Origin of the sequence: Nakamurella deserti (assembly GCF_003260015.1) — a bacterium.
In the GTDB taxonomy this organism is placed as follows: domain Bacteria; phylum Actinomycetota; class Actinomycetes; order Mycobacteriales; family Nakamurellaceae; genus Nakamurella; species Nakamurella deserti.
Window position 1 is genome coordinate 247,098 of the sequence record NZ_QCXS01000003.1, and the last position, 17,410, is coordinate 264,507.

Genomic DNA, 17,410 nt, shown 5'->3' on the forward strand with positions numbered 1-17,410 from the left:
TTCGATCATCGTCCCCACTGTCGACACGCAGAGTAGTCAGAATCTCACGGGTCGACGGTTCGGTGGGTCGCTTTCGCGGGACTGGCCCGAGGAACGCATCGCGTCCCCGGTGGCGGACGCCCGGGTGGATGGGGAATCGCCGAGCCGCGGCGCGGCCCGGGTCGGGCCGCGCCGAGCCGCGTCATCCGAGACGGAGGTTGTCCACCCGGGCCGTGATCGGCGCCCCGTCCGATCCTGACGACAGGTACGCCTGGAGCGAGAACCCGCCGCCGCTCTGCAGCGCCGCCGTCGTGTCCGTGCGGGTCAGCGCGAACCCGGCGGGCTCGGCGGTGCCCACCTTCCAGGCCTTCACGGCGAGCGCGGTGGACCCACCTCCGACGGCCTGGAACCGGACGCGGACCACATCCCCCGGCGCGTACACGAGCCCCGGCACGGTCGCGGTACCGAGGGACGTGGAGGCGCCGTTGACCAGCCGGGACAACGACACCGTTACCGCACCGCCCGGGAGGAACTTCGCTGAGGTGACGTATCCGGACGACGCCGCACGGCGGGTCGTCATCGTGGCGTACACCCCGTTACCCGTGGTGGGCAGGCCGCTGAGCGTGATGTCGACCGTCCCGTCGATGTCCCGTTGGGACACCGTGTCCAGCGATGCGGTCGGACCCGCGCCGGGGGCGTTCAGCGACAGCTGTCCGGCGCCGCCGGACACGCTGAACCGGGTCGTCCCACCCGCGGCCGACCAGGCCTGGCCGCTGTCCGTGGATCCCCAGCCACCGGTGACCGTGCGTTCGAACGTGTCGGTCACCCCTGCCGTCGGCGCGGCGGTGACCGTGACGGCGCGGGACGTCGTCGCCGTCGCACCACGGTCGTCGGTGACGGTCAGCTGCACCGTGTACTGACCGGCGGTCGCGTAGGTGTGGCCGGCCGTGGCTCCACTGTCCGCCGGTGACCCGTCCCCCCAGTTCCAACTGTGCGCGGCGACGGTGCCGTCGGGATCGCTGGACGCGCGCCCGTCGACCGAGACAGCCAGTCCCGTGACCGTCGCGGTGAACGACGCCGTCGGCGGCTGCGTGGCCGGCGCCGTGACCGTGACGGTCCGGCTGGTGCTGCTCGACGCACCGGCCTGATCGGTGACGGTGAGCGTCACCGTCCGGGTGCCCGCGGTCGCGTAGGTGTGGGTCGCCGTGACCCCCGACGACGCGGCCGTTCCGTCCCCCCAGTTCCAGCTGTAGGCGGTCACGGTGCCGTCCGGGTCGATCGAACCGGAGCCGTCGACGGACACGCCGAGGCCGCTGGTCTGCGCGGTGAACGACGCCGTCGGCGTCTGGTTGCCGGCGGCGGCGGTGCCGACGGCCCGGTGTTCGGCGATGGTGGCGGCGGACAGGGCCACCGGGTAGACCGCGACGTCGTCGAGTGAGCCGGCGAAGTAGTCGCTGGTCGGCCTGGCGGCCCAGCCGTTCAGGTTGTCCCCGCCGACCCGCCAGTACCCGGAGAAGTACTGACCGGAGGTCACGTCGGTCCGGGAGGCCACGCGTGTCCCGTCGACGTACAGCGCCATCCCGCCGGTCCCCAGGGTCGCGGCGACGTGGTGCCAGGCTCCGTCGCGGTAGGTCCCGGTCGAGTTGACCGTGCGGGCGGAGCCACCGTTGACCCCGAAGTACACACGCCCGGTGTTGTCCAGGTAGATCTGCCGGTCGTAGCTGGTCGAGGCCCCGCTGGCGCGGTTGCCGAAGCCGATGATCTTGCCGCCCGCGGTCGTCGTCGTCCGGAACCAGCCCTCGACGGTGAAGGTGTCCGGTCCCTGGACGGGAACGGTGGTGCTCATCGTGGACGCCGAGGTACCGGCGAAGGTGGTCGCCGTGTCGGGATCGTTGCGGACGGCACCCGCAGCCCCACGGGTCACCGAGGTGACGGCGGCGTCGGTGAACCCGGCCGTGTCGGCGGCGACGGCGCCGCCGGACTCACCGAGCCGCCAGAACTGTGCGGCCCCGTCGGCCAGTACCCGGTTCACGTACGGACGCGCCGGTGCCGAGGACGGGGTGATGGAGGTCGTGGCACCGCCGACGGTGTTCTGGTACGGATCGGAGGCCTCCACCCGGTAGGTGTGGGTCCCCGGGCTGAGCCCGGTGTCCACGCAGGACAGGCTCGGCCTCTCCCAGAAGGTGGAGTTCCGGGTCACCGTGCACACCGGAGCGGCGGTGTTGCCGTCCCGGATCACCCGGTAGGTCAGGCCGAGGTCGTCCCGGTCCCAGTTGGTCTGCCAGCTGACGCGCACCGACGTCGGGGACAGCGCGGTCAACCGGGGCGCCGTTCCGGCCCCGCTCACCCGCGGGCCCTGGTCGTTGGGGGCGGCGCTCTTCACGCGGAACCGGACGAGGCCGGCCTGCGCGACGCCGTTGACGGTGGGGAACTCGCCGCCGAGCACGACGTACTCGGAGTTGGCGGTGATGTCCCACGCCGCCTGCGCCTGACCGGTGACGTCGCCGACGGCGACGTCGGGGAACCAGTTGTACAGGGACGGGCTCGGGAACCCGAACCAGTCGAAGTAGCCGAGGCGGTCGTGGTCGACGGTGCCGGTCGCATCGCGGGTGAACGCCAGCGCGTGCCGCATGTTGGTGTACCAGGGCTCGCTCTGCCAGAAACCGCCGATGTTGCCGCAGAAGTGGGCGTGGCTGACCGTGTAGACGATCCCGTTGGCGACGGCGGTGTCGTAGGTGTCGCCGTGGCAGTCCTCGATCCACTGCACGTCACCCGTGCCGGGGTCGAGCCGGAACGCGCCCTCGAGGTTGCCGCCGGTGCCGAACCGGTACCCGCTGCCGTAGATCGAGGTCCCGTCGGTGGTCAAGCTGAGGATGGCCGAGTTCGTTCCGGCGTTGCGGATGGCGTTGGTGGCGTTCCACGGCAACCGGGCTCCGGTCGTGGGGCTGATGGCGGCCATACCGTAGGCGGCACCGCCACCCACGTTCTGGAACGAGCCGCCGACCACGAGCTTGCTGCCGTCCGGGGCCATGACCATGGAGTTCACCGTGCCGTCGGCATTCGGGTTCCACCCGAGCAGGGCGCCGGTGGACGCGCTGAACGCCGCGAGCCGCCCACGGGGCACCCCCCGGGAGTTGGAGAAGCTGCCGCCGACGAACACCGTGCTGTCGGTGGCGACGATGGCCCGAACCACGTAGTCGACGTTCGGGTCGAACGCGGTGATCAACTGGCCGGTCGCGGTGCTGAACGCCGCGATGCGGGTCTTGGTGCTCCCGTTGACGGTGCGGAAGTCCCCACCGACGTAGATCCGTGATCCATCCGGTGACGCCGTGACGGCACGCACCTGGCCGTTGATGACCGGCGCGAAACCGGCGTTGAGGACGCCGGTCCGGATGTCGTAGGACAGCAGATGGGTGCGTGTCACCTGCCCCGCGCCGTTGACCGGGACCCCGGCCGGCCGCGCGGTGGCGAAATTGCCACCGGCGTAGACGGTGTTACCGACGATGGCCTGCTGCCAGACGACGCCGTCGACCTGCGCCGTCGGCAACGCGTCCGCCGAGGCGAGCTGGGTCGGCGGGGTCAGCACCGGTCCCGGTGCGGCCGCCGCCACTCCGGACCCGCCGTGCACCACCCCGGCGCCCGCCAGGACCGCCACCGTGAGAAGGACGCGCCACCGTTGCCGCGAGATGTTGAACATGGTTCCTGTCCGCCGATCGGGCAGCATCCGTCGTACGCGGGGCACGGTCGTCCCCCGGGCCCAGCGCACCGTGCCCGGGACCGCGGCACCGGGAGCGCGGCTGTCCCGCCGACGGATCCTGCAGTCGATGTCCGGCGCCGTAGCGTCGGCCTGAATTCGGACAAAGGTAACGCAATCACCCGCTGGATGAGGTCGGAGGTCACGGGCTGCATCCGAGGATCACCCGTCGGAGGACCAGCGGTGCACCGTCGGGGAGTCCCGACGCGTCCGCTCTTCGATCGCGCCGCCCCGGCCGGGTGGGTGCGCCCTCAGTAGCCCGACGGGCGACGCAACGCTCCCACCAGGATCGCGATGATGACGCCGTCGACCCGCCACCGGGTGACGGCATACCGTGCTCTGGCAGCCGGTGACGGCAGCGTGGTGCTGCGGACGACGTTCCAGGGCAGCGACACCGACCGGAACAGCTGCCCGGCGAGCAGCCGCAGCAGGTAGCGGCGGGTGTGTGGCCGGCGCGCGGCCTTGCGCACGATGCCACTGGTGGTACGGACCGTCTTGGTGCGCAACTCCGTCCACGTGTCCCGTGCGGGGTGGGCGACCCACGCCTGCGGCACATAGACCTGCACGCCACCGCCGTCGCGCACCCGGCGCCCCCACTCCGCGTCCCCACCCGAGACCAGGTCCGCATCGAAGACTCCGACGCGATCGAAGACCGAACGCCGCGTCACCATGTTCGCGGTGACCGCGAAGCCGTTCCGTACGTACCGCTCCTGCGGGAACCCCTCGTTGAACTCGAACCATTCCGGCCCGTTCACCGGGCGGCCGTGCGCGTAGGCGAGTTCCACCCGACCGCCGACCATGTCGACCTCGGGTCGGGCGAGGAGGACGTCGACGGCGCTGCGCACCCAGCCCCGGTCGGGCAGGCAGTCGGCGTCCGTGAACGCGAGGATCTCACCGGTCGCGACGGACAGGGCCCGGTTGCGTGCCCGGTAGGAGCCGGGGCCCGGTTCGTCCAGAACCGTCAGGCGGTCGTCCGTCGGCAGCACCGCCGCCGGCGGCGACGCGGAACCGTTGTCCACCACGAGGATCTGGTACCTCGACGCGGGATAGTCCTGGGCGAGCAGCGCGTCGACGCATCTGCGCAGCAGCTCGAAGCCGTCCCGGACGGGGACGATGACCGACACCCGGGGCAGCGTCTCGCCACCGTCCGATCCGGCCGTTCCGGCGACGTTCACGAAGTCACTCCCCTGCGATCCCTGGTCCTGTACCGTCGCCTGCGCAACCGCCTCTCGGCGGGTCCGCATCCACTGCCACCCGCCCTGAGGGACTTCGCTCAATGCTCGACGCCGCCCGTGTCCACACACGCTCCGGTACAACCGGGTCGCGGTGTGTGACCGAGGTGGAAACTAGCAGCCGCACCCCGGGGCCCGCAGAGATACGGACACGTTGGTCATGAGCCTGGGCGACCGGGCGGCACGCGGCAGCAAGGTCGTCCTGCTGACCCAGGCGGTGCGGGCAGGTCTGCAGTTCGCCTCGATGATCATCCTGGCGCGACTGCTGGATCCGAGCGTCTTCGGACTCGTCGCCATGGTGACCGCGGTGATCGGCATCGCCGACCTGGTACGTGATTTCGGCCTGTCGTCGGCGGCCATCCAGTCCCCGACCCTGTCCCGGGACGAACGCACCAACCTGTTCTGGGTCAACCTCGGGTTCGGTGCTCTGTGCACCGCGGTCGTCGCCTCGTGCGCTCCGCTCATCCAGGCGATCTACGACCAGGCCGGCCTGACGCCGATCATCCTGAGCCTGTCGGCGGTGTTCTTGATCAGTGGGGCGAACACCCAGTTCCGAGCCGACCTCACACGTTCCATGCGCTACGGGAAGCTGGCCGCGGCCGACATCACCGCACAGGCGGTGGGCATCGCCGTGGCCGCCGGACTGGCGGTCGCCGGCGCCGGCGTCTGGGCGCTCGTCGCCCAGCAGCTGACGGTGGCGATCGTCTCGCTGGCGATGAACGTCGTCTCCACACGGTGGCTCCCGGGACCACCCCGCCGCCGGGTCTCCCTGCGGCGCTTCTTCGCCTTCGGATCCAGCCTGTTCGCGACCCAGGCGCTGACCTACCTGACGAAGAACGTGGACAACATCGCGCTCGGCGTCTACTCCGGCCCGTACCAGCTCGGCCTGTACAGCCGGGCGTACCAGCTGCTGATGACGCCGCTCAACCAGATCAACGCCCCGATGACCGGCGTCGCCCTGCCGGTCCTGTCCAAGATCCAGGACGACGACGAACGGTTCGCCCGGTATCTCGGGCGAGCTCAGCTGGTGGCCTGTTACCTCACCGCCTCGATCTTCGCTGTCGCCGCCGGAGTCAGCGGGCCTCTCACCCTCGTGCTGTTCGGAGAGGCCTGGGCTCCGGTCGCGCCCATCTTCGCCATCCTCGCCATCGGCGGGATCTTCCGGTCGATCCAGCAGATCGCCTACTGGACCTACCTGGCCAAGGGACGGACCGGAGCCCAGCTGAAGATGATCCTGGTGACCCGACCGCTGATGATCGCGATCATCCTGGCCGGCGTGCCCTGGGGACCGATCGGGGTGGCGGTGGGCCACACGGTCGCCTACTTCCTGTTCTGGTTGGTGTCGGTCCGCCACGTCGGCCGGGTGACCGGCGTAGACAGCGCCCGCCTGCTGCGCAACGCTGTGCGCCCCGTGGCGCTGGTGAGCCTGCCCGCGGGCGCCGTCGCCTTCGCCGCCACGCTGCTGCCGCTGCCCCCGCTCGCCGACCTGGGGGCCGGGGTCGTTGCGGCCGGCCTCTTCGTCGTCCTGATGATCGCCGTCGTCCGCCCGGTACGGGAGGACGTCTCGGTGTTGCGTGATTTCGTCCGGCGGGCCGGCGGTCGTTCGACCTGATCGGCTCCGTCCTTCCGGGCCTGCGGGCATGGGCCCGGGACGTGGCCGTGGTCACACCACGACATCGCGGCGGGACATCGGCCCCACCGACGGGCCGGTCTGCGGTCACCCACCGTCGTCACCGCGGCGACTTCGAGCCCGACGCAGGCGCGGGACCGCCACGTGGCGGTGACCGGAGGCAGCGGACGGGCACTCCCGGTGACCCGCCGCACCGGCACGGGTACGAGAGGTCCGGCCTGCCGGCCAGGAACTCCACTCAGCGGGGTGACACAGGGACCTCGATGGCGTTCGCGGTGACCGTCGGTGCACGTTGACGCTGCGTGATGGAACACCGCGGACTGACGGCACGCTCCCGGACCGGCTCGCCGGCTACCGTGCGCCACGCCGACCTGCGGTTTTGCGAACGCGCCGTCACTCAACGCTCTTGTCCATCACTATGCGTAGCGATACGGTCGTCCGCAGTCACAGAAGGTCACCGTCGCGCCGTTCGAGCCGGCACCCGCGGAATCCTTCCTCAGCCACTGCCAGCCAGAAGGATTCGCCATGCCCGGTCCCGCCGCCCCCGTCCGCACCGCACCCACCCGGCCCCGCTTCGGCCTGGCCCGCCGGTGGGGCCTCGTCGCACTGGCGGCGACGGTGCTCGGCACCGGCGTGATGTCCACGGCCGGCTCCGCCGAGGCGGCGGCCGGCTCCACCATCGAGATCATCGACGCCATCAGCCTCTCCGCGTCGACCAGCTACCGCACCGTCGGGTTCGAGAACATGCCCAACGGTCCCGTCACCCCGCAGGCGTTCAACGACGCCGTCGGGGCGACGAACAAGAACACCGCCGCCTACGACGACATGTCGATCGTCTCCGACGGGCGTGGCGGCAAGGCCGTCCGCACGGTCCTGAGGGCAGGCACCACCCACAGCCTCCCGACCAAGACCGACAACGGCAACAACCTGTTCATCGCGCTCCCCGGCAGCTACGACGAGGCCTGCATGAGCTACGACATCCGGTTCGACCGCGACTTCGACTGGTCGCTGGGCGGCAAACTGCCCGGACTCGAGGGGGTCGCCCCGGGCACCTCGCTCGCCGCACCGACCGGCGGTAACAACACCGACAAGGGGTGGTCGGGACGGTTGATGTGGCTCGGCCCCAAGGCCTACAAGTGGGCGGGCCCGCTCAACATGGCGGTGAGCTACATGTACCACCCGGGACAGGCCGGAACCTACGGAGACAACGTCCGCTGGAACACAGCCTTCGTCGCCGGCCAGTGGCACACGGTCAAGCAGTGCCACTCGATGAACACCGTGGGCAAGGCCGATGGCGTCCTGCGCGCCTGGATCGACGGGAAGCTCGTCGTCGACGACACCAGCTATGTCTACCGGGTCCGCAACGACGTCCACATCTCGCACATCGTCTTCAGCATCTTCCGCGGCGGCAACACCCTGGACTGGGCCGGCAGCCGGGACAACTTCATCGACATCGACAACATCGCCATCACCAGCTCCTGACCCGGGCACGGTCGATTCCACCCCCGCCCCCCTGCAGCCATGTGCTGCAGGGGGCGGGGGATTTGCCGTTCCCACCACCATGCGCGCGCATGCGTGTGATTTCGACCCGGACAAACATCGCGAACCGCGCCGGACGCTGATCGTGATTCGCGCCACAACGAGCAACCCGTGCACCGAAAGGAAATCCGACAGTTCGCCCGGAAGGCCCGTCCCGGTGATTGCGTCATCGGAGGTCGACACACCGCCGGGGCTGTGTGTGCTCGGCCACACCGCCCGACGAAAGCCCTGCTGAGGGCGTGCCCGGGGCCGGATCGGCCGGTGAGGTCTCCCACCGTTGGTGCGCACTACCGCATCCATCCGGTGACCACCCGAGGGCGGCAGAGGCGCCGCAGTCCCCGCCGAGCCGTCCTGAGCCGACCGTAGTTCACCCTTTCAGCTCAAGGGATCACCGAACGGGCCTGCGTCATCCGGGTTCTCCAGGCGCCTTGCACCCGGCCGGGGCCACACCCCGGGCGGACTGCCACGCCCGGGTCTGCCGGCGGGCACACGTTCCGAGTTCCCGCCGTACCCGGGCGTGGTAGTGGAACCGTCCGCACGTCTTTCCAGCGTTAGTCATCGGCATTACTGTCCCGACAGGTCACGAGGAGATCACGCATTCATTGACGAATACCCGTTTCGGCGCACTCATCGAGTGGCCGTCACCGCGTCCTCCCTTTTCCCGTGCCGTCCCTTTCCCGGTGGCGTGCACATCCAGCAGCTGAACAGAGGACGTCACCCATGCCCATTTGTCAGAAGGCCCCGGGATCTTCCTGGAGAGCCGCTCTGCGACGCCGGTCCACCCGCGCCGCCGTCGTGGGGATCACTCTCTCGACCCTGGCCACCGCAGTCATGGCCGTCCCGTCCGCCCAGGCCGACGACGTACCGCTGACCGTGGACAGCTTCACCCGGGCCGACGGCGCCGGGTGGGGTACAGCTCCCGACGGCGGTGAGTACACGACCACCGGTTCCGCCGACTTTTCCATCGTCGGCGGGAAAGGCGTGATCACCGGGCTCCAGCCCGGGAAGTCCGCCGGCGCGTTCCTCGATGATGTCTCGACCACCGAGGCCCTGGTGGAGTCCGTGGTCACGGTTCCGGCCGGTGACATCTCCGAACTCCGCCTGCACCACACCGTCGAGGCGCGGCGGCAGGACGACGGTTCCGCTTACCGCGGACGCGTGCTCATCGGCCCGGGCGGTGCCCTCACCGTCAGTGTGAGCCGGCTGTCGGGCGGCGTGGACACCGGTCTCGGATCGGTCCCCTTGTCCGTGAGCGCCGCAGCCGGACAGGATCTTGCGCTGCAGATGCAGGTCACGGGCACGGATCCGGTCACCGTGGAGCTCCGTGCCTTCCCGGCGGGCGAGGCCACGCCGGCCTGGCAGCAGACGGTCACCGACGCCGCTCCGGAGAAGATCGCGGCGGCCGGCGGGGTGGGTGTCTGGGACTACCTGTCCGGCGCGTCCCCGGAGGTGTCCGTGGCCTACGACTCGTTCGCCTCGTACGACCTGGCCGCCGAGCCGGCGATCGCGGACACCGAACCCGTCGTCTCCGCTGCGCTGGCCACCACGAGCGGCACCGTCTACAAATCGACCACCTTCGACTCGATGGCGCTGGGAGCCGTCAACCCGGCGGCGTTCATCAGCGCCCTGGGATCGACGAACACCAACGCCTCGGCCTACAACGACATGAGCCTGGTGAACGACAGCCGGGGCGGCAAATTCCTGCGGACCACCCTGAAAGCCGGGACCATCCACAGCAAGCCCGCTCCCGGAGACAACGGCGACAATCTCTTCATCTCCCTCCCCCGCAGCTACGACTCCGCCTGCGTGGAGTACCAGATCCGTTTCGACGGCAGCTTCGACTGGTCGCTGGGCGGAAAGCTGCCCGGTCTGCTGGGCGTGGCGCCCGGGACGGCCCCGTCCACCCCGACGGGCGGCGGCAAGACCGAGATGGGCTGGTCCGGACGCTTGATGTGGCTGGGGCCGAAGGCCTACAGCTGGGCCGGGCCGTCGAACATGGCGGTCAGCTACCTCTACAACTCGGGTCAGGCCGGGTACTACGGCGACAACGTGCGGTGGAACAAGGCGTTCGTCGCAGGCAAGTGGCACACGGTCAAGCAGTGCTACTCGATGAACACGATCGGCCAGTCCAACGGCACGCTCAAGGCGTGGATGGACGGACAGCAGGTCCTCAACATGAGCAACGTCAAGTACCGTACGCGCAGCGACGTGCACATCACCCACCTGTCCTTCGCGTTGTTCCGCGGCGGCGGGACGCTGGACTGGGCGGGCAACCGCACCGGTTACGTCGACGTGGACAACATGAAGATCAGCAGCAGCTGACCTGCCGCCGGCTTCCCCGACGCCACCCCGGAGCGCCTCGAGCGCTCCGCGGTGGCGTCGTTGCGTTTCCGGCCGGTCACGGCGTCCGGCGGTACTCCTGGTAGACGTAGCCGAAGGATCCGGCGGCCATCCCGGCGCCACGGGCCACGGTCCGGGTGCCCCGCACCCGGCGGCCCAGCCGGCCGGTGACCGCGCCGACGACCACGGCGGCGGAACCGGCGACGATCCGGACCAGCCCGATGCCCAGCGACTGTCCGCGGACCGCGGTGCGTCGCAGGCCCGGCGCGGCCAGTTCCAGCGACGTCCTCGTCCACGAGTTCCCCGAGCGGAACGCCCGGCGCAGCACCCAGTCCCTGGTGGTCCGCGACGCCGGCACCTTGTCGATCACGACGGCCTGGTCGCACCAGATCATCCGACCGCCCGCCCGGACGAGCCGACGGGTGAACAAGGTGTCCGACCCCCCGCTGGCCCCGAACGCCTCGTCGAACCGCAGGGCGTGCCGGTGCACCTGGGCGAGGTCCAACAGCAGGTTGTTCGTCGCGGCCACCTCGACCGCCGTACCGGTGGGCAGGCGGCGCCGGTCGAAGAAGCGGCCGGCCGCCACCCAGGCGTCGGGCTCCACATCGTACTCACTGACCACGGGCCCGACCACCGCGGCGGGGCGGTGTCGACGGTAGGTGGCGAGCAGCAGTTCCAGCCAGTCGTCCGTCGGCCGCTCGTCATCGTCGATGAAGACGAGCAGCGCGTCGGCAGGTGCCTCGTCGAGCGCCCGGTTGCGCGCCGCGGCGATGCCCGGGCGGGTCTCGTTGACGTACCACACCCGCCCGCCGAAGGCCGCCACGGCAGCTTCCGCGCTGCCCTCCGGGTCGTTGTCGACGACCATCAACCGCGCCCCGACCGCCTCCGTGTGCGCGAGGATGCGTGGCAGCGCCTCGCTCAGGTCACCCGGCCGACGGTAGGTGAGCATCGCGACGACCACGTCGAGGTCGGCTCCGAGTTGATCGACCGGTGCAGCGGACATGCCCGTCACTTTCCCGCCGCCAGCTCGTCGAGCCGGTCGGCCATTGTTCGTTGGTAGATGTGGGGTGCGTGGCGGTTCCGGGCGATGGCGACATCGGCGGCTGCCGCGATCCGGTAGTCCGACCACCGGTCGACGACCGCCCTCACGGCGGCGACCCACCCGTCGATGTCCCCGGCGGCGACGCGCTGGGCCGCGGAGTAGCCGGCCACCGCCTCGTCGAGCCCGCTGCTGGAGCTGACCACCACCGGCCGCCCGGCCAGCACGGCTTCGACGGCCGTGTTGCCGAACGGTTCGTCGCCCTGGGACGGCACCAGTGCGATGTCGGAGTCGGCGAGGTGGGACCAGACGTCCTCGGTGAAGCCGACGAAGGTGACCGCGTCGTCGAGGCCGGCCTCGGCCACCGTCCGGCGCAGCTCCTCCTCGAACCACTCGTAGCCGGGAAAGACCGAGCCGACGACGGCCAGCCGGGCTGGCACACCGCCGGCGACGAGACGCCGCAGCAGTTCGACGGCGACCTGGGGTCCCTTGCGTGGCGACAGCCGGCCGACGAACAGCAGCCGGACCCCGCCGGCCAGCGTCTCGCGAGCCGGCACCACCGCCGCCGGACCCGGAACGCCGTTGTAGACGACCTCGGAGTGGCGGGCGAGTGAGCGGTAGCTCTCCAGCAGCACTCCCCGGGAGAACTCGCTGTTGACGATCAGGTGGTCCGCCGCGAGCAGCGGCCCGGCCAGCACCCGGCGCAGCCACAGCGGGGCCGCCCGCTCGGACTCGTGGACGTGGCAGACCACGGGGCGTCGCAGGAGCCGGCTGAGCAGGAGCCACGACGGCACGGTCAACGTCGAGACGTAGACCATGTCGGCGGCCCGGATGAGCCGCACGCTGGAGGGCAGACTGCGCAGCGTGGTGGCGACCAGCCGCAGCATTCCCAGCGGCCGCAGCGCACTCTTGCGCAGCACCGGGGCTGGGCTGACGACGACCTCCCCACCCCGCCGCTCGATCTCCGGGACCAACGGCCCCGGGGCCGGCAGGGTCGTGACGACCCGCCAGCCCCGGAGCTGCAGTCCTTCGATCGTCTCGATCATCACCCGGTCCGAGCCGTACAGCTCGGCACTGGGGTGGGCGATCAGGATCGAACGAGGCACGGCGACCCTTCCGTCACGGCTTGACCGCCTTCACCGCGAGGTCGTCGAAGGTGACGACCACGGGGGCGTTGGTGGAGCTGCCGGACAGGTACGGGTACAGCGCGACGGTGCCGGCCGGCAACGGCGAGGAAGCGTCGGTGGCCGTGGCCTGCCACGTGGCGGGCTCGGTCGTGCCGGACTTCCAGATCTTCGCTCCGAGGGCAACGCTAGCTGAACCGGTGACGTCGAACTTGAGATTCAGCGAATCGCCCGCCTTGTACGACAGTCCGTTGACGGTGACGCTGCGCAGGCTGGTGCTCGCGCCGGCGACGGTCTTGGACAGCTGGACCACGACGGAGCCGTCGGCCAGCAGGCGGGCGGTGGCGCGGTACTCGGAGTTGCCGACCTTGCGGGCACCGAGCGACATGTACAGGCCGGCACCGGTCGGCGCCTTGTCCATGGCGAACGACACCGAGGTGCTGACATCGGCGGCCGTGGTGGCACCGAGGGTGGCCGTGGGGCCCGACCCGGCAGCGTTCAGGCGCACCTTGCCGGTACCACCGTTGACGGTGAAGTTCGACGCACCGCCGGTCACCGTCCAGGCGCCACCGATGTCGGCGGTGCCCCACCCCGAGGTGCTGGTCCGGGAGAAGGTGTCGGAGATCAGCGGGGTGGCCGCCGGGCTCGACACCGTGACCGGAGCCGTCACGGAGTGCGTCGCACCGTTGTCGTCGGTGACGGTCAACGTCACCTGGTAGGTGCCGGCAACCGCGTAGGTGTGGGTGGCGGTGGCCGTGGTGACCAGGTCCGTCGAGCCGTCGCCGAAGTTCCAGGCGTAGGCGGCGATCGTGCCGTCCGGGTCCTTCGACGCGGCGCCGTCGACCGACACCTGCAGGCCCGCGGTCGCGGAGGCGAAGACCGCGGTGGGTGCGACGTTCGCGGGCGGCGGTGCCGTCACCGTGACCGTCTGCGTCGCGGACCGGCTGGCGCCGCTGTTGTCCACGACCGTCAACGTGACCGTGTACGAGCCTGCGGTCGCGTAGGTGTGCGTGGCGACGGCGCTGGTGACCGCGGCGGTGCCGTCCCCGAAGTTCCACGACTGGGAGGCGATGGAGCCGTCGGGGTCGGTCGAGGTGGACTCGACGTTGACCGTCAGGTTCTCCACGGCCTGGGTGAAGCCGGCGACCGGTGCCTGGTTGACCGGGGGTGCGGTGACCTCGATCGGCTGGCTGGTGGTCGTGGTCTTCCCCTGGTTGTCGGTGACCGTCAGGGTGATCGTCTTGCTGCCGGCGGTGTTGTAGGCGTGCGACGCGGTGACACCGGTGGTCGTGAACCCGTCACCGAAGTTCCAGGCGTAGGACGCGATGGTGCCGTCGGGATCGGACGAGCCGGCCGCGTCCACGTTGGCGGTCAGCTGGGCGGCGGTCGCCGTGAAGGCGGCCACCGGGGCCTGGTTGACCGGTGCGGCGGTGACGGTGACCGGGTTGCTGACCGTGGTGGTCGCGCCCTTGTCGTCGGTGACGGTGAGGGTCACGGTGTAGGTGCCCGCAGCGGCGTAGGTGTGCGTCGGGTTGACGTCGGTGGAGCTGGCGCCGTCACCGAAGTTCCAGGCGGACGAGGCGATGGTGCCGTCGGCGTCGGTGGACGACGAGGTGAACGACGCGTCCAGGAACGTCGTGGCGGAGGTGAACCCGGCGACCGGCGCCTGGTTCGGCGGCGTCACCGTGTTCCCCAGGGTGAAGTGGTTCTTGACCTGGGCGGCGGTCAGGCCGCCGCTGTAGACGGCGACGTCGTCGATGGTGGCGTTGATGAAGCGGGACCCGCTGCCCCAGTGGTTGTCACCGCCGACCCGCCAGTACCCGGTGGTGCCGTCGGCTCCGGTCTGACCGTTGCTGCCGACGAGGACGCCGTCGACGTAGAACCGCATGCCCTCGGCGTTGGTCTGGCTGCCGACGACGTGGTGCCACACCCCGTCGTTGAGAGCGGTCGGCGAGGTGATGGTGTTGGTGAACCCGGTCCAGACTCCGAAGGTGACCTTGCCGTCGGGCGTCATGTAGATGTGCCGGTCGTAGCCGCCGGACGTGCCCGTCTGGCTCGTCCCGAAGCCGATGATCTTGCCGCCGTTGGTCGACGTGGTCTTGAACCACGCCTCGACCGCGTAGTTCCTGGGGTTCACGAAGCTGTTGGTGCTGGCCACCAGGTCGTCGGCTCCGTCGAAGGCGGCCGCCGTGCCGGCGGTGCCCTTGATGCCGCCGGGGACACCCAGCGTGACGCCGTTCTGGATCACACCGGTCTGGTCGCCGTTGGGTCCGCTGTCGACGGCGGTGGTGGCGCCGGCGGACTCCCCGAGCCGCCAGAACAGCAGCGGGCTGTCGTTGTAGACGGTGGCGCCGTACGGGTCGGTGGGCGGCGCCGGGATGGTGGAGGTGCGGCCGGCGGCGACCCACTGCGCGTCGATCTGCGGGCGGCTCAGGACGGTCGGGTAGACCGCCACCTCGTCGATGGCACCGGCGAAGTTGTTCGAGACCACGTTCGGCCAGCCGCCCGTGTTGTCGCCTCCCACCCGCCAGTACCCGGAGTAGGCCTGTCCGGAGGTCACGTCGCTGCGCTGCGCGACCTGCTTGCCGTCGATGGACAACGTCATGCCGCCGGCACCCATGCTCGCGGTGATCTGGTGCCACTGGCCGTCGTTGTAACCGGTGCCCGAGTTGACGGTGGCCACCCAGCCGGGGTACACGCCGAAGAAGATGCGGCCGGCGCCGTCCATGTAGACGTGGCGGTCGTAGCTGCCGGAGTTACCGGTGCGGTTGTTGCCGAAGCCGATGATCTTGCCGCCGTTGGTGGTGGTCGTGTTGATCCACGCCTGGACGGTGAAGGTGTTCGGCCCGACGACAGCGGTCCGGGTGGCGGCCGACCCGGTGCCGTCGAAGGAGGACGCGGTGTCGCCGGCGATGGCGCCCGGTGCGACGGAGCGGGTGAGCCCGGCCGACGCGTCGGCGTCGTTGAACGTCGACGAGTTGTCGAACAGGACGTTGCCGCTGGTCTCGTTCATCGGCCAGTACGGGGAGGCGCCGTCGGCCAGCACGCGGGTCGTGTAGGCGCTGGTGGCGCCGGCGGCCGGCGCGGTGAAGTTGACGTTCTCGCTGGTGGCGGTGTTGCCGTCGGCATCGGTGGCGGTCAGGCGGTAACGGTAGACCGTGCCGGGCACCAGGTTGGCGGCCGGATCGATGTACCCCATCGTCGGGCGGTTCCAGAACGTCGAGGACGCCTCGACCTGGTGGATCAGCACGCCGTTGCGGGTGAGACGGTAGGTCAGGGTGTTGTCGTCCATGTCGGAGTTGGCCTGCCAGGTGACGCGGGCGGCTCCGGTGGACAGCCCGAGGACGGTGGGGTTGCTGTTGCCACCCTTGACGTCCGGACCGACCTTCTTCGGCGCGATGGTGTCGACCGCGAAGCGCACCAGGCCCTGCTGGCCGACGCGGTTGACCAGCGGGAACTCCCCACCCATCACGACGTACTGACCGTTGCCGGTGACGCTCCAGGCAGCCTGTCCCTTGCCGGTGACGTCACCCGGCTCGAGGTCGGGGAACCAGTTGATCATCGACGGGCTGGGGGTGCCGAACCAGTCGAAGTAGCCGTGCGGGTCGTGCTGCAGCGTGCCGGTCGCGTTGGTGGTGAAGGCCAGCGCGTGGCGCATGTTGGTCGACCAGGGGTCGGACTGGAAGAAGCCGCCGAGGTTGCCGCAGTAGTGGGCGTGGCTGACCGTGTAGACCTGGGTACCGTCGGAGTAGGCGTCGTAGGTGTCGCCGTGGCAGTCCTCGACCCACGTGACGTCACCCGAGGCGGGATCGGCCGAGAACGTGCCCTCCAGGTTGCCGCCGGCCCCGAAGTGGTAGGCGGTCCCGTAGATGGCGTTGCCGTCGGTGCTCAGGCTGGTGATCGCGGCGTTCTTGCCCGCGTTGCGGATCTTCGCGGTGGCGTTCCAGGGCAGCAAGGCGCCGGTGACCGGATCCAGTGCGCCCAGTCCGTAGGCGGGCGAGCCGTTGAGGTTCTGGAAGGCCCCACCGACGACGACCTGGCCGGCGGGCGAGAGCACCATGGCGTTGACGGTTCCGTCGGATGTCGGCGCCCAGGCGGTGGGCTTGCCGTCGACGGCGCTGAAGGCCGCGAGGCGGGGGCGGGCCAGCCCTCCGCCGGTGGTGAAGATGCCGCCCACGTACACCGTCGTGTCGGTGGCGACGATGGCGTTCACCGTCGCGTCGACATTGGGCGCGAAGGAGTTGATGATGGCGCCGGTGGTGGCGTCGTAGGCGGCGATGCGGTTGTGCTTGACGCCGTTGGCCGTCGTGAACGCGCCGCCGACGTACACCCGCTTCTTGTCGGGAGAGACCGCGACCGCCTTGACCTGGGCGTTCAGCGAGGGCGCGATCGAGGTGATCAGCGCACCGGTCGTGAGGTTGTAGGCCAGCAGGTTGTTGCGGGTGGTCAGCTGGGTGCCCGGTGCGGCCCCCGCCGGCCGGGCGTTGGCGAACTGGCCGCCGGCCCAGACGGTGTTGCCGACGATGGCCTGGTCCCACACCACGCCGTCGATCTGGACGGTGGGCAGCGCGTCCGCGGTCACCGTGGACGACGCCGGCGCGGCGATGGGCGAGACGTCGGCTGACGCCTGGGGTGCGACGATCGTCGACACCGTCAGTCCACCGGCGACCAGCGCGCTGGTTGTCAGGACTGCGGTGAGACGAGCGCGCAGGTGGTCGGGGAACCTCATTGGTCGACTCCTGGGTGAACGGCTCTGACGGGGGCTGTGGAGGT

Annotated in this window: 8 protein-coding genes; 3 read left to right on the forward strand and 5 right to left on the reverse strand. The window is 70.4% G+C overall.

The window, feature by feature from the left end; genetic code table 11:
- Positions 1 to 181: 181 nt before the first annotated feature.
- Positions 182 to 3,676, reverse strand: coding sequence for a PKD domain-containing protein (locus DB033_RS14510; protein WP_205843909.1), 3,495 nt, complete (start codon positions 3,674 to 3,676; stop codon positions 182 to 184).
- A 308-nt stretch (positions 3,677 to 3,984) separates the two neighbouring features.
- Positions 3,985 to 4,908, reverse strand: coding sequence for a glycosyltransferase family 2 protein (locus tag DB033_RS14515; RefSeq protein WP_157970702.1), 924 nt, complete (start codon positions 4,906 to 4,908; stop codon positions 3,985 to 3,987).
- A 217-nt stretch (positions 4,909 to 5,125) separates the two neighbouring features.
- Between DB033_RS14515 and DB033_RS14520 the strand changes: the two genes are divergently transcribed.
- From DB033_RS14520 to DB033_RS14530, 3 genes are all read left to right on the forward strand, one after another.
- Positions 5,126 to 6,577, forward strand: coding sequence for a lipopolysaccharide biosynthesis protein (locus tag DB033_RS14520; protein ID WP_111767660.1), 1,452 nt, complete (start codon positions 5,126 to 5,128; stop codon positions 6,575 to 6,577).
- Positions 6,578 to 7,120: 543 nt separating this feature from the next.
- Positions 7,121 to 8,077: a polysaccharide lyase gene (locus DB033_RS14525; RefSeq protein WP_111767661.1), complete on the forward strand. Its 957-nt coding sequence runs from the start codon at positions 7,121 to 7,123 to the stop codon at positions 8,075 to 8,077.
- An 888-nt stretch (positions 8,078 to 8,965) separates the two neighbouring features.
- The gene (locus tag DB033_RS14530) at positions 8,966 to 10,456 is read left to right on the forward strand and encodes a polysaccharide lyase (RefSeq protein ID WP_157970703.1); all 1,491 of its coding nucleotides are present in this window, start codon (positions 8,966 to 8,968) and stop codon (positions 10,454 to 10,456) included.
- A 76-nt stretch (positions 10,457 to 10,532) separates the two neighbouring features.
- On the opposite strand, the gene DB033_RS14535 is transcribed toward DB033_RS14530, so the two are convergent.
- The 3 genes from DB033_RS14535 to DB033_RS14545 are packed head-to-tail and all read right to left on the reverse strand — an operon-like array spanning position 10,533 to position 17,366.
- Positions 10,533 to 11,477 (reverse strand): glycosyltransferase family 2 protein, encoded by a 945-nt coding sequence (locus DB033_RS14535; protein WP_111768327.1) that lies wholly within the window; start codon positions 11,475 to 11,477, stop codon positions 10,533 to 10,535.
- Positions 11,478 to 11,482: 5 nt separating this feature from the next.
- Positions 11,483 to 12,619, reverse strand: a complete 1,137-nt coding sequence (locus tag DB033_RS14540) for a glycosyltransferase family 4 protein (protein ID WP_205843910.1) — start codon at positions 12,617 to 12,619, stop codon at positions 11,483 to 11,485.
- Between the two features lie 13 nt (positions 12,620 to 12,632).
- Positions 12,633 to 17,366 carry a PKD domain-containing protein gene (locus tag DB033_RS14545; RefSeq protein WP_111767663.1) on the reverse strand — a complete coding sequence of 1,578 codons (4,734 nt, stop codon included), beginning with the start codon at positions 17,364 to 17,366 and terminating at the stop codon, positions 12,633 to 12,635.
- Positions 17,367 to 17,410 lie beyond the last annotated feature (44 nt).